The 24,856-nt window shown below is 75.1% G+C and carries 25 protein-coding genes; 8 read left to right on the forward strand and 17 right to left on the reverse strand.

Features of this window, described 5'->3' with window-relative positions; translation table 11 throughout:
• Positions 1-220 precede the first annotated feature (220 nt).
• The 5 genes from PP1_RS26360 to PP1_RS26380 form a co-directional block, all read right to left on the reverse strand.
• On the reverse strand, positions 221-1,330 hold the full coding sequence (locus tag PP1_RS26360) for an LLM class flavin-dependent oxidoreductase (RefSeq protein ID WP_010243118.1): 1,110 nt from the start codon (positions 1,328-1,330) through the stop codon (positions 221-223).
• Entirely contained in the window at positions 1,327-2,388 is a 1,062-nt protein-coding gene (locus PP1_RS26365; RefSeq protein WP_010243116.1) for an ABC transporter substrate-binding protein, read from the reverse strand. The genes PP1_RS26360 and PP1_RS26365 overlap by 4 nt, the downstream gene beginning before the upstream one ends.
• A complete protein-coding gene (locus PP1_RS26370; RefSeq protein ID WP_010243114.1) occupies positions 2,378-3,091 on the reverse strand; it encodes an ABC transporter ATP-binding protein in 714 nt (237 codons plus the stop codon). Before PP1_RS26370 ends, PP1_RS26365 begins: the two co-directional genes overlap by 11 nt.
• Positions 3,088-3,927 (reverse strand): ABC transporter permease, encoded by an 840-nt coding sequence (locus tag PP1_RS26375; protein ID WP_010243112.1) that lies wholly within the window; start codon positions 3,925-3,927, stop codon positions 3,088-3,090. The genes PP1_RS26370 and PP1_RS26375 overlap by 4 nt, the downstream gene beginning before the upstream one ends.
• A 156-nt stretch (positions 3,928-4,083) precedes the next feature.
• Positions 4,084-4,191 (reverse strand): putative leader peptide, encoded by a 108-nt coding sequence (locus tag PP1_RS26380; protein WP_010243110.1) that lies wholly within the window; start codon positions 4,189-4,191, stop codon positions 4,084-4,086.
• Between the two features lie 155 nt (positions 4,192-4,346).
• Here PP1_RS26380 and PP1_RS26385 point away from each other — a divergent pair, with 155 nt between their 5' ends.
• The 7 genes from PP1_RS26385 to PP1_RS26415 all read left to right on the forward strand — a co-directional run bounded on the left by PP1_RS26385 (position 4,347) and on the right by PP1_RS26415 (position 11,231).
• The gene (locus tag PP1_RS26385; protein WP_010243108.1) at positions 4,347-5,171 is read left to right on the forward strand and encodes an IclR family transcriptional regulator; all 825 of its coding nucleotides are present in this window, start codon (positions 4,347-4,349) and stop codon (positions 5,169-5,171) included.
• A 147-nt stretch (positions 5,172-5,318) separates the two neighbouring features.
• Complete coding sequence (locus tag PP1_RS26390) at positions 5,319-6,185, forward strand: ABC transporter substrate-binding protein (RefSeq protein ID WP_010243106.1); 867 nt, start codon at positions 5,319-5,321, stop codon at positions 6,183-6,185.
• A gap of 194 nt (positions 6,186-6,379) precedes the next feature.
• Positions 6,380-7,399: an ABC transporter substrate-binding protein gene (locus tag PP1_RS26395; protein WP_075314502.1), complete on the forward strand. Its 1,020-nt coding sequence runs from the start codon at positions 6,380-6,382 to the stop codon at positions 7,397-7,399.
• A 224-nt stretch (positions 7,400-7,623) separates the two neighbouring features.
• On the forward strand, positions 7,624-8,367 hold the full coding sequence (locus PP1_RS26400) for an ABC transporter permease (RefSeq protein ID WP_202796319.1): 744 nt from the start codon (positions 7,624-7,626) through the stop codon (positions 8,365-8,367).
• On the forward strand, positions 8,364-9,122 hold the full coding sequence (locus PP1_RS26405) for an ABC transporter ATP-binding protein (RefSeq protein ID WP_010225950.1): 759 nt from the start codon (positions 8,364-8,366) through the stop codon (positions 9,120-9,122). The genes PP1_RS26400 and PP1_RS26405 overlap by 4 nt, the downstream gene beginning before the upstream one ends.
• Before the next feature lie 59 nt (positions 9,123-9,181).
• Positions 9,182-10,084: an ABC transporter substrate-binding protein gene (locus PP1_RS26410; RefSeq protein WP_010225951.1), complete on the forward strand. Its 903-nt coding sequence runs from the start codon at positions 9,182-9,184 to the stop codon at positions 10,082-10,084.
• Positions 10,077-11,231, forward strand: a complete 1,155-nt coding sequence (locus PP1_RS26415) for an MFS transporter (protein ID WP_010225953.1) — start codon at positions 10,077-10,079, stop codon at positions 11,229-11,231. Before PP1_RS26410 ends, PP1_RS26415 begins: the two co-directional genes overlap by 8 nt.
• A gap of 171 nt (positions 11,232-11,402) precedes the next feature.
• On the opposite strand, the gene PP1_RS26420 is transcribed toward PP1_RS26415, so the two are convergent.
• The 7 genes from PP1_RS26420 to PP1_RS31635 all read right to left on the reverse strand — a co-directional run bounded on the left by PP1_RS26420 (position 11,403) and on the right by PP1_RS31635 (position 16,902).
• Positions 11,403-12,383 carry an ABC transporter substrate-binding protein gene (locus tag PP1_RS26420; RefSeq protein ID WP_010225954.1) on the reverse strand — a complete coding sequence of 327 codons (981 nt, stop codon included), beginning with the start codon at positions 12,381-12,383 and terminating at the stop codon, positions 11,403-11,405.
• Positions 12,380-12,847 carry a cupin domain-containing protein gene (locus PP1_RS26425; protein ID WP_010225955.1) on the reverse strand — a complete coding sequence of 156 codons (468 nt, stop codon included), beginning with the start codon at positions 12,845-12,847 and terminating at the stop codon, positions 12,380-12,382. The genes PP1_RS26420 and PP1_RS26425 overlap by 4 nt, the downstream gene beginning before the upstream one ends.
• Entirely contained in the window at positions 12,844-13,950 is a 1,107-nt protein-coding gene (locus PP1_RS26430; protein WP_170918908.1) for an Rrf2 family transcriptional regulator, read from the reverse strand. The genes PP1_RS26425 and PP1_RS26430 overlap by 4 nt, the downstream gene beginning before the upstream one ends.
• Positions 13,947-15,071, reverse strand: a complete 1,125-nt coding sequence (locus tag PP1_RS26435) for an LLM class flavin-dependent oxidoreductase (RefSeq protein WP_075314500.1) — start codon at positions 15,069-15,071, stop codon at positions 13,947-13,949. Before PP1_RS26435 ends, PP1_RS26430 begins: the two co-directional genes overlap by 4 nt.
• Positions 15,072-15,087: 16 nt before the next feature.
• Positions 15,088-15,801, reverse strand: a complete 714-nt coding sequence (locus tag PP1_RS26440; protein WP_010232030.1) for an ABC transporter ATP-binding protein — start codon at positions 15,799-15,801, stop codon at positions 15,088-15,090.
• The gene (locus PP1_RS26445; protein ID WP_010232032.1) at positions 15,774-16,619 is read right to left on the reverse strand and encodes an ABC transporter permease; all 846 of its coding nucleotides are present in this window, start codon (positions 16,617-16,619) and stop codon (positions 15,774-15,776) included. The genes PP1_RS26440 and PP1_RS26445 overlap by 28 nt, the downstream gene beginning before the upstream one ends.
• Positions 16,620-16,824: 205 nt before the next feature.
• A complete protein-coding gene (locus tag PP1_RS31635; RefSeq protein WP_369821698.1) occupies positions 16,825-16,902 on the reverse strand; it encodes a putative leader peptide in 78 nt (25 codons plus the stop codon).
• 610 nt (positions 16,903-17,512) lie between these two features.
• Here PP1_RS31635 and PP1_RS26450 point away from each other — a divergent pair.
• A complete protein-coding gene (locus tag PP1_RS26450; RefSeq protein WP_010232034.1) occupies positions 17,513-17,740 on the forward strand; it encodes a hypothetical protein in 228 nt (75 codons plus the stop codon).
• A 66-nt stretch (positions 17,741-17,806) separates the two neighbouring features.
• Here the strand turns inward: PP1_RS26450 and PP1_RS26455 are convergent, their stop codons facing one another.
• From PP1_RS26455 to PP1_RS26475, 5 genes are all read right to left on the reverse strand, one after another.
• Positions 17,807-18,295 (reverse strand): beta-class carbonic anhydrase, encoded by a 489-nt coding sequence (locus tag PP1_RS26455; RefSeq protein WP_010232036.1) that lies wholly within the window; start codon positions 18,293-18,295, stop codon positions 17,807-17,809.
• A 292-nt stretch (positions 18,296-18,587) separates the two neighbouring features.
• Entirely contained in the window at positions 18,588-18,989 is a 402-nt protein-coding gene (locus tag PP1_RS26460; protein WP_010232037.1) for a VOC family protein, read from the reverse strand.
• 86 nt (positions 18,990-19,075) lie between these two features.
• Positions 19,076-22,210 (reverse strand): arabinosyltransferase domain-containing protein, encoded by a 3,135-nt coding sequence (locus PP1_RS26465; RefSeq protein ID WP_075314498.1) that lies wholly within the window; start codon positions 22,208-22,210, stop codon positions 19,076-19,078.
• A 136-nt stretch (positions 22,211-22,346) separates the two neighbouring features.
• On the reverse strand, positions 22,347-23,018 hold the full coding sequence (locus PP1_RS26470; protein WP_010238688.1) for a fasciclin domain-containing protein: 672 nt from the start codon (positions 23,016-23,018) through the stop codon (positions 22,347-22,349).
• Positions 23,019-23,206: 188 nt separating this feature from the next.
• On the reverse strand, positions 23,207-24,799 hold the full coding sequence (locus PP1_RS26475; protein WP_249266015.1) for a molybdopterin-dependent oxidoreductase: 1,593 nt from the start codon (positions 24,797-24,799) through the stop codon (positions 23,207-23,209).
• Between the last annotated feature and the right edge of the window lie 57 nt (positions 24,800-24,856).

Raw genomic sequence — 24,856 nt, forward strand, 5'->3', positions numbered from 1 at the left:
CGGGGCTGCGGCGCCCGGACGCCGGCCGCGAGCGGGTGCTCCGGGGGACGTACGGGGAGGACCGGGCCGCCGGTGACGGGCCGCCCCGGGGTGGGGAGCGGCCGCCGCGGCGGGGCGGTCGGCACGGACATCGAACCTACAGGGGACGAACCTCCCGGACCGCGACTCCGCGACAAAGCTCACGACGGAAGCTCACCGCGCAGTCGCGGCCCGCGGCGGGTCACCGGGGCGGCGCGGCCAGCAGCCCGCGGCGCCGGAGCTCGGGGAGCACGCCCTCGCCCACCCGGTACGCCTCCTCGAGGTGCGGGTAGCCGGACAGCACGAACTCGTCGACGCCGATCTCGTGGTACTCGGCGATCCGGTCCGCCACCTCGGTGTGCGACCCCACCAGCGCGGTCCCGGCGCCCCCGCGGACGAGTCCGACGCCGGCCCACAGGTTCGGTGAGACCGTCAGCGCGTCCCGGGACCCGCCGTGCAGGGCGAGCATCCGCTGCTGGCCGACCGACTGGCTCGACCGCAGGGTCGCCTGTGCCCGTTCGATCTCGGCCGGGTCGAGTGCGTCGAGCAGCCGGCCGGCCTCCGCCCACGCCTCCTCCGCGGTGTCCCTGGTGATCACGTGCAGCCGGATCCCGAACCGCGGGCTGCGCCCGAGCTCGTCGGCGAGCTTGCGCACCCGCCCGATCTTCTCGGCGACGGCCGCGGGCGGCTCGCCCCAGGTCAGGTAGACGTCGGCGTGCCGGGCCGCGACCGGGAGCGCGGCGTCCGACGACCCCCCGAAGTAGACCGGCGGCACCGGGTCCGGCGGGGCGAGCGTGGTCGCACCGGTGACGTCGTAGTGCCGGCCGGCGAAGTCGAACGGCTCGGGGGCCCACGCGCCCCGCAGCACGGACAGGAACTCGTCGGTGCGGGCGTAGCGCTCGTCGTGGCCGGCGTGGTCGCCGAACCGCTGCTGCTCGACGGCGTCGCCGCCGGTGACGATGTTGAGCATCAACCGGCCGCCGGAGACCCGCTGGTAGGTCGAGGCCTGCTGGGCGGCCAGGGTGGGGGAGACGACGCCCGGCCGGAACGCCACCAGGTAGCGCAGCGTGCGGGTCTCCCGCAGCAGCGCCGCGGTGGTCAGCCAGGCGTCCTCGCAGAACGTGCCCGTCGGGGTCAGCACGCCGTGGAACCCCTGCGACTCGGCGGCCCGGGCGATCTGGGCGAGGTAGTCGATGCCCGCCTCGCGTGCGGTGCTGCCGGCCTCGCCGCGGTCGGCGTGCCGCCGGGCGACGATCGTGCGGCCGTCGCCGGACGTCGGCAGGAACCAGTGGGGGACGATCGCGCCACTCATCGTGCGCCTCCTCGGGTGTCGGTGGGGGTGCCGGGGATGCCGTTCCGGGCGGCCTCCAGCGTGGTCGCCTCGAAGCGTCGGTCGACGAACGCGGCGAAGTCGGCCCGGCCCGGGACGACGCCGGCCTCGGTGAACGCGTCGGCCAGCTGCTGCTGGGAGGCGACGACGCCGTCGTCGAGCGGGACGGGCAGGTCCGGGCCGCGCTCGGCGGCGCGCCGGGTCACCGCGATCGGGAGCTTCGTCTCCTGGCTCCACACCGCGGCCCGCTCCTCGCGGTGGGTGTCGGAGTAGGTCTGCGCGGCCGCGATCCGGGCGAGCAGGTCGCCGACGGCGGCGCTCCTCGCCGGTTCGGCGAGCGCCGCGTTGGACGCGACCTGGAAGCCGAACCCGTTCGCGGTGCCCTCGCCGTCGGCGAGGACCCGGGCGCCGTCGTCGAGCTCGGCCTGCGCGGTGTAGGGGTCCCAGACGGCCCAGGCGTCGACGTCGCCCTGGCGGAACGCCCCGTAGGCGTCCGCGGGGGCGAGATAGGTGAGGTCGACGTCGTCGAGGGTCATGCCGGCGGCGCGCAACGAGTAGAGCAGCTGCCCGTGCGCCGAGGTGCCCTTCCCGACGGCGATCCGCTTGCCGCGCAGCTCCTCGACGGAGCGCAGCGGCGAGTCGCCGCGCACCAGCACCGCGTCGCTCGCGACGTTGCCGCGGTTGGCCGAGACGATCTGCACCCGGGCCTTCGCAGCCGTCGCGAAGATCGCCGGGGTGTTGCCGGTGCCGCCGAGGTCGATCGCCCCCGCGCGGGCCGCCTCGATCAGCGGCGGCCCGGAGGTGAAGGTCCGCCACTCCACCCGGTACGGCAGGTCGTCGAGCAGCCCGGCCGCGCGCAGCAGTGACTGCGACCCGCCCTTCTGGTCGCCGACGACGAGCGTCACGCCGCCGAGCGCGGAGTCCTCCACCGGCGGCTGGATCGGCGGCCGGGTCACCGGGACTCCCGAGCACCCGGCGAGCGTGAGCACTGCGGCCAGCACCGATGCGAGGAGTGCGGCGGGCCGGAGCTCACGCCGCATCGTCGACCACCCCGAGCTCGTCGAGCACGGTGCGGCGCAACGCGGACAGCCGGTCCGGGTCACGCGGGCGCCCGCCGGGCCGGTGCTCGCGGCCGATCCGGCCGTCGGACAGCACGAGCACGCGGTCGGCGAGCAGCAATGCCTCGTCGACGTCGTGGGTCACCAGCAGCACGCCGGGCCGGTGCCGGTGCCACAGGTCCAGGACGAGCCGGTGCATGGTGATCCGGGTCAGCGCGTCGAGCGCCCCGAACGGCTCGTCGAGCAGCAGGAGGTCCGGCTCGCGGACCAGCGCCCTGGCGAGCGACGCGCGCTGGGCCTCGCCGCCGGACAGCGTCAGCGGCCAGGCGTCGGCCCGCTCGGTGAGCCCGACCTCGGCGAGTGCCCGGTCGGCCACATCGGCCGGGGTGTCGCCGTGCAGGTCGCGGTGCAGGCCGAGCGACAGGTTGTCGCGGACCGGGCGCCAGGGCAGCAGGCGCGGCTCCTGGAAGGCCACGGCGACCGACCCCGGGACCTCGACGGTGCCGCTCACGCCGGGATCGGCGGCGCCGTCGAGCCCGGCGAGCAGCCGCAGCAGGGTGGACTTGCCCGAGCCGGAGCGGCCGAGCAGGGCGACGAACTCGCCGTCGCCGATCGTCAGGTCGAGACCGTCGAGGACCCGGCGGCCCCCGAACTCGCGGACGAGACCGTGGACGCGGGCGCTCACCGGTCGCCCCCCGCCGGGCCGGCCGGGCGCCAGGCCAGCACGGTCCGTTCCAGCCTCCGCACCAGCAGGTCGGTGCCGAGCCCCAGCAGGGCGTAGACGGCGAGCCCGACGACGATCACGTCGGTGCGCAGGAACTCCCGGGCGTTCATGATCATGTAGCCGAGCCCGGCGTCGGCCGACGTCGTCTCCGCGACGATGATCGACAGCCAGGCGATCCCGAGCGCGAGGCGCAGCCCGGTCAGCGTCGAGGGCATCGCGCCGGGCAGCACCACGTGCCGCAGCCGCTCGGCCCGCGTGAACCCGGAGACCGACGCGGCCTCCAGCAGCTTCGGATCCACCCCGCGGACACCGGCGTGCACGTTGAGGTACATCGGGAACAGCACCCCGAGCGCGACGAGCAGCACCTTCGGCAGCTCACCGATGCCGAACCAGAGGATGAACAGCGGCACCAGACCGAGGTGCGGCAGGGTGCGCAGCATCTGCACCGGCGGGTCCACCAGGTGGTCGCCCCACCGCGACAGCCCGGACAGCAGACCCAGCCCGACCCCGACGGCCAGGCCCAGGACGAGCCCGGTCGCGACCCGTCCGAGCGAGACGAGCAGTCCCTCGGGCAGCTCGCCGCTCGCCGTCACGTCGACGGCGGCGGTCACGACCCGCAGCGGCGAGGCGAGCTCGTCCTCGGCGAGCAGGCCGGTGGTGGACGCGAGCTGCCAGACCAGCAGGATCGCGACGGGTGAGATCCACCGCCGGAGGTCGGGCAGGCGGCGGGTCGTCGACGCCGGGTGGGCGGCGACGCGCCGGTCGCCCGCGGTGCGGGCGAGGGTGGTCGATGACACGGGTGTCTCCCGGGACGCGGTGGGTGGGGACCCCGCCGGTGGGTGACGCGCGGCGGGGCGGTCCGGAGCGGCGCGGACGGAACGGCACGGTCGCCGTGGCGACGGCGGCGCGGAGGCCCGGACGCGTCGGTGTGGACGCGGTGCGTGAACGGGTCGTCAGCGACAGGTGCAGCCGGCGAGCCGGAGCAGGTCGACGTGCCGGCGCCGGGTGAGCAGGTGCCCGGGACCGGACACCGGTCCCCACCACTGCTCGCGCTCGGTCACTCCCGCAGGTGAACACGGGCGTCCGGATCCCGACAACCGGACGTCCGGCCGTCGGGATCCGGGCCCGGGTGTCCGGACAGTGCCCGGCGCCTGCGCCGTCCCGGGCTCCCGCATGGCGGGAGCCCGGCCGCCCGGGTGCCGACTACGGTGGGCCGGTGGGTGAGAACGGTGCCGAGGGCCGCCCGACGACGGGCCGCGCACGCGACTCCGGTGCCGCACCGCGCGGCTCGGAGATCCAGTCGGTCGCCCGCGCGTCGACCGTCCTCGGCCTCGTGGTGGACAGCGGCGAGGGACTCACCACCACCGAGATCGCCAAGATCACCGGGATGACGGGGTCCACCGTGCACCGGCTCGCGCACACCCTCGTCTCGGGCAACCTGCTCTGCCGCGACGCCGCCTCCGACCGGTTCCTGCCCGGTCCGCTGCTGTTGCGCCTGGCCCGCAAGTCGCTGGGCGCCTCCGGCGTGCCCGAGGCCGCCGACGTGCTCAAGGAGCTCGCCGACCGCACCGGCGAGACGGCGAGCATCGGCCTGCGCCGCGGCGACGACGTCCTCGTCGTGCTGTCGGTGCCCTCGACCCGCCCGCTGCGCTACACCGGGCGGCCGGGGGAGCGGGTCCCGCTGCTGGAGTCCGCGATCGGCGCCGCGATCGTCGCGTTCGGCGCCGACCCGCTCGACGAGGCCGCCGCCGTGCTCACCCGGTCCGGACACGGCAGCCCCGAGGCGTGGCTGGCCGAGACCGACCTGCTCGCCACCCAGTTCCGTGGCTACGCGGTACTCGACGACCCGCACGACGAGGCGCTGCGCGCGGTGGCGGCCCCGGTCGTCGCCGCCGGTGACGTGGTGCGGATGGCCGTCGAGATCCAGGGCCCGGCCAGCCGGCTGCCCGAGAGCGCCCTCGACGGGCTCGGTGCGCTCGTCCGGTCCGCGGCGGACGCGCTGGAGGGCCTGCCGGTGTCGATGGCGTTCGGGGAGTTCTGACCCGGTCGGGGAACCGGTCGTTTCTGGACACGTGTCCGTACATTGCGCACTGCGGAAGTGTGTCCCGCATCCCGCAAAACCGCTGTTGACGGGCCTGTTCGTTGCTCCTTACGGTGGCGTCACCGGATCGGGGAAGGAGGACGGATCGTGGCTGCCGAGCGTGACGAGATCGTGGTGTCGCCGAACCACGTCGTCTTCGACCTGCCCGAGCTCGTCGCGGTCTCCGAGGGCCTGTTCGCCGAGGCGGGCCTGACGGTCCGCTTCGAGGACGCGGCCGACCGGTCCGCCGACGCCCTGCGCAACCCGGCCGTCCGGCACAAGGAGTCGCAGTTCTCCGCGTCCCGCGCGGACGTCTACAACGTCTGCGAGTGGGGCGGCATCGACCGGCTGGAGCGCGACGCCCGCGGCGGCCGGATCGGGCACCTGCGCGCGGCCGTCGTCGCCCAGGCGCTGGTCAGCCTCGATCCCGGCCTCAACGAGCCGCACGACGTCGCCGGCGTGCCGGTGTCGATCAACGAGTACACCGGGTCGCACTACACCGCGCTGCACCTGCTGGAGGGCACCGTGCCCCGGCAGCGGATCACCCTGGTGCACGGCGGCCGCCCGGTCGACCGGCTCGACGCCCTGCTCGCCGGCGACTCCCGCGCGACGATGCTGATGGAGCCGTTCCTGTCCGCCGCGCTGGTGCGCGGCGCGCACGTCCTCGGCACCTACGCCTACCGGGGCTCGCAGGTCGTGGCCCCGCACCTGACCGCGGAGCAGCAGGAGGCCTACCGCGGTGCGGTGAACCGGGCCGTCGACCTGATCAACGCCGACCGGGACCGCTGGGCGCCGCTGGTCGCCGCCGAGGCCGGTGACCGGCTCGACCCGGCCGACCTGCGCCGGGACCACTACCGCTACACGCACATCGTTCCCTTCACCGAGCGGCGCTTCACCGAGACCTACGCCTGGATGCGCTCCTGGCGGCTCACCGACGGGCGCTCCGGCTACGAGACCCTGAAGGCGCTCCGGTGACGGGCGCCCGGCCCCGGCTGCTCACCAGCCGTCGCCACATCGACCTCTGCCTGATCAACGGCGGGACCTGTCCGGGCCTGCTGCCCTCCTGACACCCGGGCCACCAGCGCCCACCCCCACCCGGCCGCGTGGTGCGCGTCGCCGGCCCTCGCCGCGCGCCCGCGCGGACCCCACCCCTCCCACGGAGCCCCCGCATGCCCGCACGCCCCCTGACCACCGACCGGCGCACCGTCCTGCGCGCCGCCCTGTTCGGCGCAGCCGGCCTGGCCGCCGGCCCGCTGCTCGCCGCCTGCGGTGGCGGCGGGGCCACCGGGCGGGTGAGCGCCCGGGTCGAGGACTCCGGCGGCGGCACCGCCAGCTCGGTGATCCGCCCGATCGCCGAGCAGAACGGCTTCCTCGCCGACCTCGACTTCTCCTACGTCGCGGGGACCGGCCCGGGCGACGTCCAGAACAAGCTGCTCTCCGGCGCGCTCGACGCCGCCAGCTTCGGCCCGCTCGGCGCGGTCGTCGCCGCCGAGGCCGGCTCCGACGTCGTGCTGTTCTCGCCGAACCTCAACAACCACGTCCGCTGGCTGGTGCCGGAGAACAGCCCCTACCGCACCCCGGCGGACCTGCGGGGCAAGCGGATCGCGATCCCGCCGAACAACAGCGACGCGTTCCGGTCCACCCAGCTCGCCGCCGCCGTCGCCGGCACCGACCTGAACGCCGAGTACGAGCTGTTCCCGGGCGCCGTGCTGGCCGGTCTCGCCCTGTTCGACCGCGGTGACGTCGACGCCATCGTCACCATCGAGCCGAACGCGACCCGGCTGGTCGGCCGCGGCGCGCGGCAGATCGCCACCGTCGGTGAGCTGTGGGCGCAGGGCACCGGCGAGGACCCGAACTCCCTGATCCTCAACGGCCAGGGCGCGCTGCGGGAGTTCGTCGACGGGAACGCGCCCGCCGCCCGCGCCGTCGCCGACGTGCGGCTCCGGGTGCACGAGGTCATCCGGGAGCGGCCCGCCGTCCTCGCCGAGCTGCACGAGGCGTACGGCATCCCGGCCGAGGAGCGCGCGGCGATCGCGTTGCTGCCCGAGCGGCTCCGCGACGTCTACCCGGTCGAATGGGGTGCGACGGCGTTCGCGAACCTGCAGCGCCAGGTCGAGATCGCCCAGCGGGTGGGACTGGTGGAGGCCGTGCCCGCGCAGCAGCCGTGGACCGAGCTGGGGGCGGCATGACCACCGGGACCGAACGGACCGGAACCGACCGGACCGGCGCCGAACCGACCGGAACCGAACCGACCGGAACCGAACCGACCGGAACCGAACCGACCGGAACCGAACGGCCCGGAACCGAACAGCCCGGAACCGGATCGATCGTTGCCGATCCGCCCGGCACCGCGTCCGATGGGCCGACCGGAACCGCACCCCGGGTGCGGCGGAGTCGTCGTCTGCTGCGGGCCGTGGGCCCGGCCGTGCTGTTCGTCGTCCTCGCGGCGGCGGGCTGGCAGCTCATGGCGGTCGTGGTCGACTCGGTCCTGGTCCCGGGTGTCGGTGACATCGCGGGCGAGCTCGCCGGGATCGTCGTCGACGGCTCGTTCGCCCAGGAGCTCGGCATCACCGTGCTGCGGGTCGCGCTCGGCTTCGCGCTGGCCTTCGTCGTCGCCGTCGCGGCCGGGATCGCCATGGGGCGCAACGAGTTCGTGCAGCGGTTCGGGGAACCTGCGGTGCTGCTGGGGCTGACCATCCCCGGCCTGGTGTGGGCGCTGCTGTGCGTCATCTGGTTCGGCGTCGGGCTGGCCAACCCGGTGATCGCGGTCGCGCTGTCGTCGGCGCCGGCCCTGGCGCTGACGATCTACCAGGGCGTGCGCTCGGTCGACCCGGACCTGCTGGAGATGGCGCACGTCTACCGGTTCTCCCGCACCACCCGGCTGCGCAGGCTGTGGCTGCCCGCGCTGGCGCCGTCGCTGTTCGCCGGGGCCCGCCTCGGCCTGTCCCTGGGCTGGAAGGTGATCGTGCTCGTGGAGGTCTTCGGCATGTCGTCGGGTGTGGGGTACCAGCTCAACAACGCCTTCGCCGAGCAGAACGTCGCCGCCGTCCTCGCCTGGACGCTGCTGTTCGCCGTCGTCATGGCGGTGCTGGAGTACGGCGTCCTGCAGGGGCTCGAACGGCGCGCCGGCCGCTGGCGGAAGGCGGTGATCGTGTGAGCGAGCTCGCGAGCGCACCATCGGTGCCGGGCGCACCCGCCACGACCGCGATCCGGCTCGACGGGGTCGGCAAGACCTTCGTCGACTCCCGCACCGGTGCCCCGCAGACCGTCCTCGACGACTTCTCCCTCACCGTGTCCTCCGGCGAGCTGGTCGCGCTCGTCGGCGCCTCCGGGACCGGCAAGACGACCCTGCTGCACGTCGTCGCCGGTCTGACCACACCCGACCGCGGCACCGTCGAGGTCGGACACCCCCGGCTCGGTGTCGTGTTCCAGCAGCCCCGGCTGCTGGACTGGCTGCCGGTCCGGCAGAACGTCGTCCTGGCACTGGAGGCGGCCGGGCTGGACCCGGACGCCGCCGACGCCGTGCTCGAGGCCGTCGGGCTCACCGCGTACGCCGGGTCGTACCCGAGCGTGCTCTCCGGCGGGCAGCGGCAACGGGTCGCGGTGGCCAGGGCGTTCGCCGTCGAGCCCGATCTCGTGCTGCTCGACGAGCCGTTCAGCGCCCTCGACGAGCTCACCGCCCGCAAGCTGCGGCTGCTGCTGCAGGAGCTGTGGATGAGCCGTCCGCGCACCGGGCTGCTCGTCACCCACAACCCCCTCGAGGCGGCGTTGCTCGCCGACCGCGTGATCGTCCTGGCCGGACGCCCGGCCCGGATCGCCGCGGAGCACCGGATCGAGCGGGACCGGCCGCGCTCGGCCGAGGACCCGTACCTGTTCGACCTGCACACCCGCATCGTCGCCGCGCTCGCGTGAGCGGCGCGAATCAGCACCGCGCTCGCGTGAGCGGCGGCCCCCACCGGAAGGAACGTGACATGACCGAGCGTCCGAAGGTCACCATGGAGCTGCTCTCCCTGGTGTTCTCACTGCCCCAGCTCGTCGCCCAGGACGAGGGCTACTTCGCCGACGAGGGCGTCGACGTCGAGTTCGTCACCAAGGCCTACGCCGACGCCGGGGTCTCCCCGCTGGAGGACCACCAGCTGCTCAGCGCGTTCGGGCAGACGAAGTCGCACTTCGAGAGCGGCGAGGCGTCGCTGTACCGGGCCTGCGAGTGGGGGCAGGTCCGGCGGGCCCAGGACACCACGGTCGGCGGCCGGGTCGTGTCCAAGCGGGCCGCCGTGAACGGCCAGGCGATCATGGTCCGCGGCGACCACCCGGCGACCCATCCGCAGGACCTCGCCGGCGTCACCGTGGCGGTGAACTTCCACCACGGCTCGCACTACGTCGCCCTGCAGACCCTGGAGGGCTTCCTGCCCCGCGAGGAGATCACCGTCGCGCACTACGGCGGCCCGCAGGTCCGGTTCGAGGCGCTGCGCGACGGCACCGTCGAGGCCGCCGCCCTGATGGAGCCGTGGATCACCCTCGCCGAGAAGCAGGGGTACAAGGTCCTCGCCGAGGCGTTCTACGTCGGCGCCGAGATCGCGAGCCCGCAGGTCGACGAGGACACCTACGCCCGGATCAACCGCGCGGTCGTCCGGGCCGTCGCGACGATCAACGAGGATCCGCGGCCCTACCTGCACCACCTCACCGCGGAGATCCCCGCGGAGCTCGGCTCCGTCGAGCCGCACGAGATCCCGCTGGGCCGGCTGCGCTACGTCGACCCGGCGCCGTACCCGGAGGCGCAGTTCCAGCGCACCTACGACTGGATGGTGTCCTGGGGACTCATCGAGGACGACCGGACCTTCGACGCGCTCGTGAAGAACCTCGTGGATGTCTGACGGGGCGACCGCCGTCGCGCGGCCACGCCCGGGTGTCCGGGCGTGGCCGCTCTACGTCGGCGGCTTCCTCGGCCCGTACGCCAGCACCATGGTCACGCCGATGGTGCACGAGGTGGCGGTGGGGCTGCGGACGACACCGGAGGTCGCGGCCGCTGCCGTGACCACCTACATGCTCCCGTTCGCCGCGGTGATGCTGGTGTCCGGCACGCTCGCCGAGCGCTGGGGGCGGGCCCGCACCATGCAGCTGTCGCTGATCGCGTTCGTCGTCGCCTGCGCGTGCTGCGTGCTGGCCCCGACGATCGAGTGGTTCCTCGCCGCACGGGCGCTGCAGGGCGTCACCAACGCCTTCACGACCCCGCTGCTCGTCGCCGCGATCACCGACCTGGTGCCGCGGGCCGGCCTGGGGCGGGCGCTCGGGTTCTTCGCCGGCATGCAGGCCGCCGGGCAGGCGGCGAGCCCGCTGGTGTCCGGGCCGTCGGCGGTGCTGGACTGGCGGCTGGCGTTCGCGTTCCCCGCGCTGGTCGCGGTCGTGCTGGCGGTGCTGCCCCCGACGATGACGGCGGGCCCGCGCCCCACCGGCCCGCCACCGGTACGGGCTCTGCTGAACCGGAACCTGGCGCTGGCCTGCGCGTTGTCGTTCCTGTGCTACTTCGCGGCGGTGGGCCTCACCGTGCTGGCGATCCTGCGGGCGGAGGAGGACTTCGGGCTCGGCCCGTGGCAGCGCGGGCTGCTGGCGGCGGCGTTCGGCGTCGCCGGGCTGCTCACGGCGCCGTTGCTGGGCAGGCGGCTCGACGCGCTCGGCCCGTGGCGCACCGGGGTGCTGACGAACCTGCTGCTCGCCGTCGGCCTCGTGGTTGCGGCGCTGGGGCCGTCGGTGCCGCTGCTCGGGCTCGGGGTCGCCGCGGTCGGCGTCGCCGTCACCGGGCTGCGGACCACGGTCAACGCGATCGCCGCGACCAGCACGGACGGGAACCGTGCGGGGGCGGCGTCGCTGGCGCTGTCGTTCCAGTTCTTCGGCGGCGCGCTGGCGCCCCTGGTGTGGGTGCCGCTGCACGCCGCGGCCGGCGGCCTCGGCTTCGCCGCGACGGCCCTGGCGCCGCTGGTGGGTGTGGGCCTCGCGGCCCGTGAGTGGTTGTCGCGGTCCTGACCGCGATAACCACTCACGAGCCGGAGGCCCTCGCCGCCGGTGTGCTCCACCGCGGCGGGCGGCGTTCCGTGTCCGGATCATGCTCGCCGAGATGCGGCTCAGCGTCGGATGTCGATCACCACGGAACGCTGGGCCGCATCTCGGCGGGGTCCGGGCGTGCGGGCGGTGCGGTCAGGACCCGGCGGGGGCGCCGAGGTCCTCGATCGCGGAGCCGACGTCGACCCGGTTGCGGAGCACGCCGTAGTCGGAGTACCGGTCGGCCACCCCCTGCAGCTCGGCCGTCAGGTCCGGGGTCAGCGGCTCGGTGCTGCGCAGTGCCCGCTGCGCCATCAGATCCGCGACGGCAGCCGGACGGTCGGTCAGCTTCGCGTAGATCGCCGCGTTCTCCTGCGGGTTCTCCCGGGCCCACTGCAGGGCCCGGGCGTAGCGCTGGGTGAAGTCCGTCAGCGCGGCTCGGGTGCCGGGGTCCTCCAGCGCCTCGGTGTTGGCGTCGAGGAACGTGAGCCCGGTGCCGAGGCCCTTCGCGTCGCGCAGGACGCGGGCGCCGGACTCCTGCTGGGCGACCGCGGTGTACGGGTCCCAGGTGGACCACGCGTCGATCGCGCCGGAGTTCATCGCGGCGGCCGCGTCGACCGGCTGCAGGAACGAGATGTCCACCTGGTCCGCGGGCACCCCGGCCTCCTCCAGGGCGCGCAGCAGCAGGTAGTGCCCGATGCTGCCCTGGGTGGTCGGCGAGACCGTCTTCCCGCGCAGGTCGGCGACCGAGCGCACGGGCGAGTCCTTCGGCACGAGCAGCGCCAGGCCGCCCTGGCTGGGCGAGCGGGTCGCCGTGACGATCTTGATCCGGTCGGTGGAGGAGAGCGCGGTCAGGGTGGGTGCGTCGCCGGCGATGCCGACGTCGACCGCCTCGCTGCGCAGCGCCTCCAGCAGCGGGGCGGCGGCCGGGAACTGGGCCCACTCGACCGTGTAGGGGGTGCCCTCGAGCGCGCCGGACGCCTCGACGAGCGCCTGCTGGATCCCGGCCTGGTCACCGACCCGCAGCGTCACCTGCGAGAGGTCGGTGGGGCCGTCGTCCGCGGCACCGCCGGAGCAGCCGGCGAGCACCAGGGCGAGCGCGGCGAGCAGGGCGGGGAGGGTGAGTCGGCGGGTCACGGGGTGGTCTCCGGATCGGTGAGCGGGGTGAGCGAGGGGAGGTTCACGACGATCCCCTCCTGGGTGCTGCGCGAGATCACGACGACGGCCGGGTGCTCCGGGTCGGGGTTCTCCTCGCGGTGCGGGACGAAGGGCGGGACGAACACGTGGTCGCCCGGCTCGGTCTGCAGTACGACCTCGCCGGTGCCGTCGTGGAAGACGAACCGGGGCCGTCCGCTGACCACGTAGATCGAGGTCTCCGCCTCGCCGTGGTGGTGGTCGCCGGAGTTCGTGTCCGGGGCGACGTGCGTCTCGCCGGTCCACAGCGTCGACGAGCCGACGGTGCGGCCGCTGATCGCCTCGCGGCGGCTCATCCCGCTGGTCTGGGCGGTGTCGACGGACAGGTCGGCGCCGCGGACCAGGTGCACCCGGGCGTGGTCGGGCACGGTGGTGCCGAGGTCGGGGTGGAAGGAGCCGGTGCTCATCGGGCGGAACGCTCCAGGTCGGTGAGGGTGCGTGAGGTGAGGAACTCGGCGACCGTGCGCTCCAGGTCGGCCCAGAGCACCGAGGCAGGGCCGGTGCCGCGCAGGACGGCGACCGCGCCCTCGGTCGCGCGCACGACGTCGGCGACGGTGATCTCGTCGGCCCGGCGGGCGAGCCGGTAGCCGCCCTCGCAGCCCCGCCTGCTCGTGACGAGCCCGGCGCGGCGCAGCTGCAGCATCACGTTGACCAGCGAGTTCAGCGGGACGCCGCGGGCACGTGACATCGCGTCGCAGGTGACGGTGTCGCCGTCGGCGTCGACGAGCTCGGCGAGCGCGGCCAGTGCGTGGTCGAGCCGGGCCGAGACGGTCAGCGGCGCGGCGCGGCGGGTCCGGGACCCGCCGGACGCCGGTGCGGGCGGTTCGGCGAACCGGGCGCCCTTGGCCAGCCGCTCCAGGAAGAGCACGAGCCGGGCCGCGACGATCCGGTGGAACTGGTCGTTCAGCACGTCGTGCACCCCGTCGGCGACGACGGCGACGTCGTCGGCGGGGCGGGCCAGCTCCCGGATCCCGGCGGCCGGGGCGATCGGATCGGCGTCGCCGTGCAGCCACAGCACCGGCAGGTCGGGCAGCGCCGCGGCGGGCACCGGCGGCGGGGCCTCGGCGAGCGCGCCCCACCCGAAGTCCGGGTCGGCCTCGAGCACACCGCGGTGCACCGGGCAGGCGGTGCGGGCGTCGAGCTCGCCGTCGTGGTCCAGCGCCGGGGACGTGGCGGTGGGCAGCCCGGCGAGTACCAGACCGTCCGGCCGGACGGTGCCCGACGCGGCGAGCCCCCACGCCCGCAGCGCGCCGGTGTCGGAGCCGAGCAGCACCCGGGCACCGGTCGCGCCGGTGAGGGCGTCGGCGACGGAGTCGTCGCCGGCACCCGGACCGGGGACGGCGACGGTCCAGCCGTCGGACGCGAGGCGGCGGCCGAGCCGGGCGTAGATCCCGGGATGCTCACCGCGCCCGGTCAGGACGGCGACGGTGCCGCGCGAGGTGCCCTCGGGCGCCCACGCGGTCGCCGCGGCGGGTGCGGTGCGGCGGGGCGCGGTGGCGGGCCCGCTCACGCCGGGACCCCCTGCACGGCGGCGTCGCGGTCGAGCCCGCGGCGGGACAGCTCGGCACGGACGGCGGGCAGCAGCTCGCGGCCGTAGCGGCGGGCGTCGTCGATCGGGTCGTAGCCGCGGATCAGCAGGGTCGTGACGCCGATGCCGACGTAGTCGGCGAGCGCGGCGGCGACGGTGTCCGGGGTGCCGACCAGCGCCGTCGAGTTGCCCGCGGCGCCGGACGCGGCGGCGGTCGCCGTCCACAGGCAGCGGTCGTGCAGCTCGCCGGCCTCCGCGGCGGCGAGCAGCCGTTGCGAGCCGACGTTGGGCGGCGCACCGGCCTCGCGCATCCGGCTGCCGGTGAAGGAGCCGTGCCCGCCCTTCGCGGCGACGATCCCGTCCCGGACCGCGTGGGCGCGCGCCCACGCCTCCTCCTCGGTGTCGCCGAGGATCGGCCGGAACGACACGCTGATCCGCGGCAGCTCGGTGCGCCCGGCCGCGCGGGCGGCGTCGTGCACGCGGGTGATCTGTTCGGCCGTGCCCGCGAGGGGCTCGCCCCAGAGCGCGAAGACGTCGGCGTGCCGCCCGCCGACCCGGTAGGCGGCGTCGGAGGACCCTCCGAAGTAGAGGGGGATCGGGGCGAGCGGGCGGATCTCCTGCCGCACGCCGGCGGCCCGGTAGTGCTCCCCGGTGTGGTCGAACGCGTCCGGCTCGGACCAGGCGCGGCGGAGGACGGACAGGTACTCGTCGGTGCGGGCGTAGCGCTGCTCCTTGTCGAGCCAGTCGCCGTCGCGCCGCTGGTCGGTGTCGCTGCCGCCGGAGATGACGTGCATCGCGACCCGGCCACCGCCCGAGAAGTGGTCGAGGGTGGCGTACTGCCGGGCGGCGAGGGTGGGCGCGGTGAACCCGGGCCGGTGCGCGACGAGGAAGCCGAGCCGGTCGGAGTGGGCGGCGCCGTACGCTGCGACCTGCAGACCGTCCGGTGTGGACGACGAGTGGCCGACCAGCACTTTGTCGAAGCCGCCGTTCTCGTGGGCGGCGACGAACCGGCGGACGGTGTCGCGGTCGACGACCGGCCCTGCGGCGGGGTGGATCTCCGAGACCTCCTGGGTCCCGATCATGCCGATGAACTCGACGGACATGGTGTCCCTCCGGTGGTCAGTGCACGCCCAGGCGGCCGAGCAGGTCGGCGCGCAGGTGCTGGAAGTCGGGGTGGGTGACGTCGCGGGGCCGGTCGAGGTCGACGGGCGCGTCGTGCGCGATCCGCCCGCCGTCCATGACGAGCACGCGGTCGGCGAGCACGAGCGCCTCCTCGACGTCGTGGGTCACCAGCAGCACCGCGCAGCGGTGCCGCTGCCAGACCTCGTCGACGAGGCCGCGGGCGGTGATCCGGGTGAGCGCGTCGAGCGCGGAGAACGGCTCGTCGAGCAGCAGGAGGTCGGGGTCGCGGACCAGGGACCGGGCGAGCGCGGCCCGCTGGGCCTCGCCGCCGGAGAGGACCTTCGGCCAGACGTCGATGCGGTGCCCGAGCCCCACCTCGGTGAGCGCCGCCTCGGCGCGGGACCGGTCCGGGCGTCCGGGCAGGCCCATGACGACGTTGCGCCACACCTTCTTCCACGGCAGCAGCCGCGGGTTCTGGAACCCGACGGCCCGCTTCCGTGCGACGGTGACCTCACCGGTCACGTCGTGGTCGAGGTCGGCGAGGATCCGCAGCAGGGTGGACTTGCCGCAGCCCGAGGCGCCGAGCAGCGCGACGAACTGGCCGGGCGGGATGTCGAGGTCGAGGTCGTCGAGGACCGCCCGGTCGTCGAAACGCCGGGTCAGGCCCCGCACCGAGACGGGGTTCACCGCCCGCTGAACGCCGGTCGCCATGACAGGAGCCCCCTCTCGAGGAGTCGGACGATGCCGTCGCCGACCAGGCCGAGCAGCGCGTAGAGGACCAGGCAGACGACGATGACGTCGGTCTCGAAGAACTCCCGGGCCCGGTTCATCTCGTAGCCGATGCCGGAGGTGGCGTTGATCGTCTCGCCGAACACCAGCGCCAGCCAGGCCGTGCCGAGCGAGTAGCGCAGGCCGACCAGGAACTGTGGCATCGCCGACGGCAGGATCACGTGGCGGACCTGGCCGAACCAGCCGAGCCCGAGGGTCCGGGCGGCCTCGACGAGGGTGGCGTCGACGTTGCGGATGCCGCCGAAGAGGTTCATGTAGAGCGGGAAGGTCACGGCCAGCCCGATCAGCACGATCTTCGGCTCCTCGCCGATGCCGAACCAGATGATCAGCAGCGGGATCAGCCCGATCACCGGGACCGTGCGCAGCATCTGGACGGGTGCGTCGATGACGTCCTCCCCGCGCCGGAAGAGCCCGGACAGCGTCGCGAGGACGACGGCGGTGACCACGCCGATCGCGATCCCGGCGACGACCCGCGCCCCGGACACGACGACGGCGCTCTGCACGGCCCCGTCGGCCCACATCCCGGCCGCGGTCTCCACCACGGTGACGGGTGAGGCGAGCACGTCGCGCGGCAGCAGGCCGGTGCTGGACAGCACCTGCCACAGGGCGACGAGCAGGACCGGGGACGCGGTCTTCACCACCCAGCGCGGCACCCGGGCGGGGCCCCGGGTCTGCCGGGTGCGGAGGGTCTCGACGTCGGGCGGCGCCTGGGCGCGCGCCCGTTCGGACGTGGTCGTCATACAAGCTCCTGGAGAAGGGCGCGCCGGAACCACACCCCCACGAGCCGTGGAGGTGCGATGGCGGGCGCTCACCGGTTCCGCCGGCGCTCGCACGATCGGGCGAGCGTGGCCGGGTCACGTGAGCGCGGGGAGGGCGTGCTGCGGGGCGTGCGGCGGGATGTGCCGCGGGGCGGCGCGGGGCAGGGGGTGACGGGTGGGGTCGGCCTCAGGGCCGACAGAGCGCCGACGCGACGCGGGCGAGGTCGATGTGCTCGCGCGTCGTCAGCAGCAGGGAACCGGTCACGACGTCGACGGTAACCGGCCCGGGCCCGAAACCCAACCCTTGGTGTTGGGATTGCCGTCACCTGTTTCGCCTGGTGGGAGCGGGTGTGGAACCGGTCCGGACACGTCGTCCGCCCACCGGCGCCGGATCGACGGCGCCGGCCCGCGGGCGCGGTGTCCGGACATCCTCGGCCCGGTGGCCGCGGTGCTCCCGCCGGTCGGGAGGATGCGGGCGTCGCGGATCACGTGCCGGGCGCGCGGGTTGACACGGAGGTGCCCACGCTCCCTACAGTCGGGGGACACACCATCCGGAGCGGCCGAGAGACCCGGCTCGACGACGCCGCAGCAACCCCCCGCCGCACGCGGGTGAGGGTGCTCCCGCCGGGACGCGATGGAGGAACCATGCGGTCGACGGCGGAGCGGGCCCACCCGGGCGTCACCCGCGCGACGACCGCACCCCGGGAGCTTCTCGCTGCGATCGCCGGTAGACGGGCGGGGGTGGTGACATGACCCGCACCGTCCTGTCCCGGCGGCGAGTCATCGACTACGTGCGGGTGTGCACCACGCGCTGTCCGCCGAGGTGATCGACCCCCGATCCCCGAGGCACCCTGAGACCACAGGAGACAGACACGATGAGTGCACCGACCCTGCCCCCGCCGGGGGCGACGACCGATCCCGGGACCCGGCTGCTCGACAGCCTGGAGGCCCTCGTCCGGCGGCACCGCGCGCTACGCACCGCAGGCCCCGACGGGGTCTCCGACCGCGCCGACGTGCTGCACGCCGAGCTGATCACCGCCGAGGTCGCGCAGCAGCTGGCGGTGGCGCGCAACGCGCTGCGCCGCCGTCCCCGGACGGCCTGATCCCGCACACCGGACGGCCCGGCCCCGCACGCTCGCGGGGCCGGGCCGTCCGGGCGTCGCGGGGCCTCAGACGACCTCGTTCAGCTTCCCGGTCGCGACGTCGAAGACGAAGCCGCGGACCGAGTCCTTCCGCGGGACGAACGGGTTGGCCGTGATCCGGGCGATCGACTGGCGGACGTCGCCGTCGAGATCGGGAAAGGCCTCGGCGGCCCACTCCGGCTTGATCCCGGTGTCGTCCTGGACGGACTTCTTGAAGTCGTCGTCGGTGAAGGTCAGCATCCCGCAGTCGGTGTGGTGGATGAGGATGATCTCCTCGGTCCCCAGCAGCCGCTGGCTGATGGCCAGCGAGCGGATCTCGTCGTCGGTGACGACACCGCCTGCGTTGCGGATGACGTGCGCCTCGCCCTCGTTCAGGCCGAGGATGCGGTAGACGTCCAGCCGGGCGTCCATGCAGGCGACGACGGCGACCTTCTTCGCCGGCGGGAGGGGCAGCGGGCCGGAGAAGCTCTCGGCGTAGCGGGCGTTGTTCGCGAGCAGATCGTCGGTGACGGACACGGTGGCTCCCTGACGGTGGGTCGGTGATCGCGGGCGTCGTGCCCGCGGACCTGGGCACGGGGACGGCCGCGCCGCGACCCGGGAGTCGGTGCCGGGGTCGCTACGCGGCCCACCGACAGAGCTCGTCGAACGCGGTGATGCGACGGCTGGGCCAGAACGGTTCGAGCCGGGTGCGCATCACCGCATGATTCGATCGCGGACCGCCGCCGCCGGGCAAGCGCGCGTCCGCACGGTGGTACGGCGGCGGCCGTGTCCGGACACGGCCGCCGTCGCACCGGGGTCCCGGTCCGGGTCAGCCCTCCGGGAACGCGAAGAACTCGAGCGCGATGTTGTCCGGGTCGCGGAACGAGAGCCCGCTGCCGTAGTGCCCCTTCTTGACGCCGCCGTGCGCGATGCCCAGGTCGGTCAGCTTCTGCGCCCACTGTTCCAGCTCGGCCTGCGAGCCGACGGCGAACCCGACGTGGTCCAGGCCGGTGCGCTCCTCGTCGAAGGAGTCCTTCGACTCGCGCCCCTGGTGGGTGTGCAGGCCGAACAGCATGCCGCCGTCCAGCGCGAAGACGGTGTGGTGGAAGCGGCCGCCCTCCTCGTCCTCGACCAGTACCGGATCGGCGCCGAACAGGGCCGAGTACCACTTCGTGCTGCGCTCGATGTCGCCCACGGTCAGCGCGACGTGCTGCAGTCCGGGGAAAGCCACGATGAAGCTCCCTTGCTCCTTGCGTGCAGGTATCCGCACCTGTCTATCAGTGGTGTCCCGGCACCGGCCCCTCCGAGCGGACGGGCTCAGGGCGGCGGGAGCTCCGGACGGCCCAGGGGCGAACGGTCGCCCTCCCAGCCCCAGCGCGACACCCTGTCGGACCGGACGTCGTAGGCGTCGACGGCGAGGTCCGTGTCGATCCGGGTGACCCGCCCCCAGTCGTCCTGCTCGGGGTCGTCGGCGGTGTCGACCCGGGTGCCGATCACCGACTCGGTGGTGGTCCGGCGCATCGCGGCGAAGCTGCCCCCGGCGGCGCCGGTGAAGGAGACGTCGAGGGCGAACCCGAGCGACGACGGCCCCAGCACCAGATAGCGGGGCGTCTGCACCAGCCCGGCCCGCACCGCCGGCAGGTCCCGCAGGCAGGGTGCCGACCAGAGGATGGACCAGTCGACGTAGACGGGGCCGTCGGCGTCGCGCAGCATCGGCACCACCGGTGCCGGCTCGACCAGCCGCGGCGCCGCGACGGCGACCCAGCCGCCGGCGTCGGTGGTGTCGTCGACCGCGTGCACGCGGACCCGGTCGGTCCCCTCCGGCAGCTCGCCGACGGTGACGCGCACCCCGCGCCACCCCGGCCGGTCCAGCGGGGTGGCCTCCTCGACCCGTTCGGACGGGTAGTCGGCGCGGGCGTCGTCGGACGTCGCGGTGTCGTCGAGCGGCAGCGCGCCGTCCGGCTCCGCGGACCCGGCCCGGGCGTACTCGAGCTCGACGACGTTGCCCTGACCGGTCCGCCCGGCCACGTCGACCGTCAGCTCCCGGTCCGGTGGCCCCGCCGGGACGGAGTACCAGCGGCTGGTGAGCTCGCCGGTCGTCCCCGGGCCGCCGTCGCGGCTGCCCCAGCCGGTGCCGCCGTCCGGCGGGGGCTGCGGCCACCCGCCGCCCTCGGTGAACCCCGTCAGGGTGTCCTCGCCGCCCGCGGCCGCGAGCGCGCCGCCGTCCCGCGGGACGGTCACGTGGTCGAGGATCCCGCAGCCGCCGCGGCCGGTGAGCTCGTCCCACATCTGGGCGCCGACCGAGTAGCCGCCGTCCTGCCGCAGGGGTGCGACGGCGAGCGAGCCGACCACCACGGCGACCCCGGTGACCAGCGCGGTCACCACGACACCGGCGGGCAGCATCGCCGCCGCCCGCGGCACGGGCCGGACCGCGAGGAGCGTGCCGGCGAGCACGAGCACCGCCACGAGCAGCCAGACGGCGGGGGAGTCCAGCGGCTCGAACGGCCCGTCGAGCCGCGGGACGCCCCACCCCGACCACAGGAACCAGTCGTTGCGCCCGGCGAACACCAGCGCCGTCAGCACGACCGCCGCGACGGTGCCGGCCGCCGCGGCGCCCCGCACCGTCGCGTCGGCGGGCCTGCGCGCGGCCGCGACGACCAGCGCCACCCCCGCGACGACGGCGAGCGCCCCGACCCCGGCGAGCGTGCCGAAGTAGTGCGTCCACTTCGACGGCGACGGCGTGAGCAGCACGAACCCCAGCGCGACGCCGACCAGCGGCACCGGCGTCCGGCGCAGTCCCGCGGTCCACCGGTGCGCGCCGCGCGCGACCAGGGGCAGCGCGGCCACGAGCAGCGCGATCGTCAGCAGCACCGGGAGTCGGCGGCCCAGCCCGCCCTGCTCGTTGTCGAACCCGAGCAGGTACTCCCACCGGCGGATCTCGGAGAACCAGGCGACAGCGGGCCCGTAGAACGCGTGCATCTCCGTCGCTCGTGCCACCGTGTAGAAGCTCTGCCCGGTGAACACGACGACCGCGCCCGCCGCCGCGATCCCGGCCGCCGCGACCGTCGCGGCGGCCCCGGTGAGGGTCGCGGCGCGCGGGCCGGGCCCGCCGCGCCCGGCGAACCGCCGCCACAGGGCCGGGACCAGCAGCAACAGTGGCCCGGCGAGGGTCAGCGCCGACGGCGTCACCGCCAGCGCCAGCCCGGACGCCAGCGCCGCGCCCGACGTCCAGAGCCCGGCCCGGCCACCCGGCCGCGCGACCGCCCGCAGTGCGCAGCACAGGGCGGCCGTGACGGCCAGCGCCGCGAACGGCTCCGGACGGACCCCCAGGTTCAGCGGGAGCCACCACGCCAGCAACGCGACGCCGAGCGTGCCGCGCACCCACGCCCGGCGGTGCAGGCGGGGCAGCACGGCGGGCAGCGCCACCCGGGACAGCAGCAGCCACACCGCGATCCCGGCCAGCACCGACGGGACCCGCAGCCCGAGCGGGCCCGCCCCGGCGCCGGCCAGCGCCTGGACCATCCGGATCACCAGCGTGTACGGCGCCTCGGACGCGTTGCCCCAGCGGTAGACGTTCCCGAAGTCGTCGCCCGTGGTGTTGCGGGCGATGGCCTCGGTGAACCCGTCGTCGGTGCTCAGCGGGCCGATCACGGTCCAGACCGCGAGCGTGCCCACGACCAGGGCGTCGGCGACGGTCCGCCCCGCCCCGGACGGAGTCCGCAGCGCCGCGAGCCGGGCCCGCCACAACCGCCATGCACCCCGGCGCCGGCGGAGACGGTCCCCGGCGAGCCGGGCGAGCAGGACCAGCGCGGTGGCCGCGGACGCCCACTGCAGGCCGAGCAGGACCAGCTTCGTCCCGGTCGGGGCGGCCTCGAACCAGTCGGCGGTGCGGGCGGTGACCTGCAGGCCCTCGGCGTCCGCCGGGGCCAGGTCGGTGGTGAAGGCCGCGACGGTCCGGACGACGTCGCCGGGGAACGACCGCGGTGCGGCGTCGCCGAGGGTGACCCGGGCGCCGCCGGCGTCGGCGGTGAGCAGCACGCCACAGGCGTCGCCGCCGGGTATCGGCTCGCGCACCAGTTCCCGGCCCCCGGCCTGCACCCGGACGTCACCGCCGTCGGTCAGCACGGTGAACCCGGTCCCGGGTGTGCCCGGCCGCTCGGTGGACACCACGGTCGTCGCCCCGCCCCGGTCCTGCGCGGCACGCAGCACCGGGCAGGGCACCGTCACCCGCACCGACTCGGGCGCGGTGGGCTGGAACGCCGCCGTCGTCGACGACGGCAGCTCGCCGGCCTGCGGCCAGGTGACCGTCGTGTCCCGGGTCTCGACCGGCGCGAACGGCACGAGGGCGGCGAGCACCACGGCCAGGACGCCGGACAGGAGGGTGGCCAGGACGAGCGCGCGCGACGGCGGCCGGCCGTGGCCGGGGCGGTCGGTGGGGGACGGGCTGGTCATCGTCTTCCGGGTCGGCGTCGTCGGTGTCCGCGGGCGGGGCGGCATGATCCACCGTGCCCGGGCGGGGCCGGGGCCGCACGACGGCGCGGGCCCGGGACGTCACGCCCCGGACCCGCGCCGTCGCCGGACCGGTGGATCAGCCCGCCTTCGGCATCAGGACCTTGTCGATCACGAACACGGTGGCGTTCGCGGTGGGGATGTTGCCGCACAGGACGTTGGCGGTGTTGCCCTGCCCGTCGGTGACCGTCGGGGCCTCCGCCGTGCCGCCGATGGTGAGGTCACCACCCGCCAGCTCGGTCAGGGTCTTCTTCTGCACCAGGCCCGCGGCGTCCAGGCGCTCCGGGGTGACGTGGTAGCTGAGCAGGCCCTGCAGCTGGTCGGTGTCGGCCAGCAGCGCGTTGAACTTCTCCTCGCCCAGCTGCTGCTGGACGGCGGTGAAGGCGTCGTTCGCCGGGGCGAAGACGGTGATCGCCTGCTGCTGGTTCAGCGTGTCGGCCAGGCCCGGGACCTTCCCGACCGCGGTGACCAGGGTGGTGAGCAGCGGGTTGGTGCTCGCCGCGGTCGCGACGGGCTGCGGGCCCATCGAGTCGAGCGAGCCGGGCTCGTCGCCCTGCGGCAGCTGGCCGCAGGCCGGGCCGACGACGTCGTCGTTGGTGGTGACGCCGTCCGCCGCCGGTGCGGCCGCGGCCGACGAGGACGGTGCGGGGGCAGCCGGGGCGGCCGGCTCCGCGCCACCACCGCACGCGGCGAGACCGAGGGACAGGGTGGCGAGCAGGCCGACGGTGGCCAGGGTGCGGGTGGCGCGCATCTGTCGATTCCTTTCGAATGCCGACGGCGTGGCCGCCGTCGATGGTCGGTGAGTTGTTCGGTGTCCCGTGGTGCTCCGGTTCGGTTTCCCCGGACAATCTTCCGAAGATTTCCCGGAGGAATTCCGGCGGTTCCGGAAAAGGGCACGGCGGAGCCGGGAAACGGCGGGAACGAATTTCCTGTCGCGGTTCAGCCGACGGAGACGATCACCATCGGCCTGCCGGTCGCGCCGTCCGGGATCGGGTCGGCGCGGACCTCGGTCTGGGTGCGGCCGTCGCGGTCGGTGGCGCGCGCGGTGAGGGTGTGGCTGCCGGGGGCGAGATCGAGCTCGGCCCGCCACATCCGCCAGGTGGCGGGTCCGACGTCGGTGGCGAGCTCGGCCGGGACCCACGGCCCGTCGTCGGCCCGGACCTCGACGCCCGCGATCCCGACCGGCTGCGCCCAGGCGACGCCCGCGACCTGCACCCGGCCCGGCGCGAGCCGGGCGAACCCGGCGGGCGCGTCGATCCGGCACTGGGTCTTGATCGGGGCGCGCTCGGCCCAGCCGCGGTCGCGCCAGTAGACGCTGCGCTCGGCGAACGTGGTGAGCTCGATGTCGGCGAGCCACTTGGTGGCCGAGACGTAGCCGTAGAGGCCGGGCACCACCATCCGCACCGGGAACCCGTGCTCGACGGGCAGCGCCTCCCCGTTCATGCCCAGTGCCAGCAGCGCGCCGCGGCCGGGCTCGAGGACGGTGCCGGTCGGGGTGCCCGCGGTCCAGCCGTCGCGGCTGGTGGACACGATCTGGTCTGCGCCGGGCTCGACCCCCGCCTCGCGCAGCAGCGGGGCCAGCTCGACGCCGACGAAGTTCGCCGTGGAGACGAGGTTCCCGCCGACGGTGTTGGAGACGCAGGTCATCGTGATCGTGCGCTCGACCAGCGGCCGGGAGAGCAGGTCCTCGACGGTCAGGGTGAGCTCACGCCGCACCCGGCCGTGGATCCGCAGTGTCCAGTCCTCGGCGCGGACCGCGGGGATCTGCAGCGACACGTCGATCCGGTAGAAGTCGGCGTTCGGGGTGAGGAAGGGGCCCGTGCCGAGCTCCGGGAACGCCGCGGACGCGGGGATCGCCGGCGCCCGCTCCGCGAACCGGGCCGCGGCGAGCCTGCGCGTCAGCGCCTCGCGGGAGCCGGCGATGCCGCGTCCGGTCGACGCGAGGACCGCCCCCGCGCCGCCGGCCGCGAGAGAACCGGCGAGCACGGCCGCGGACGCACCGGCCAGCACCGTACGACGGCCGACCCGGTGACCGGGACCGCCGGGGGCCGTCGTCGCGGCCGCGGCGCGGGCGAGGCGGTGCAGGCCGCGCTGCACGACGACGCCGGCGACCAGCGCGGCCACCGGGGCGGCGACATCGGCGGGCCGCAGCGCCGGGGCGGTCAGCACGGCCGCGAGCGCGAGGACGCCGAGCGCGGTGACCGCCACCGTCCCGGCGGCGGGACGCCGGCGGGCGGCGAGCCCGGCGACCGCGCCGGCGACCACCAGCAGGACCCCGACACCGGCGAGGAGGACGGGCTTGTCGGCCGTGCCGAAGACGGACTTCCCGAACTCGACGACCGGCTGCGGGGACAGCCGGACGACGGCGTCACCGACCGAGACGAACGGGGACGACGACGGTGACAGAATGCCGGCCGTGAGATGCCCGGCCGCGACGGCCGCGACGATCCCGAGCAGTTCCACCGCGATCGCGACGGACCGGCCGAGAACGGGTGTGTCCCCGTTCACCCGCTCCAGTTCTCCGGTCTGCACGCCGGTTGTTCGGAATTCCCCGCCCGATCGGTTCGGGTGTTCTTCCGGGTGACCCCG

Origin of the sequence: Pseudonocardia sp. P1, assembly GCF_000178675.2 — a bacterium.
In the GTDB taxonomy this organism is placed as follows: domain Bacteria; phylum Actinomycetota; class Actinomycetes; order Mycobacteriales; family Pseudonocardiaceae; genus Pseudonocardia.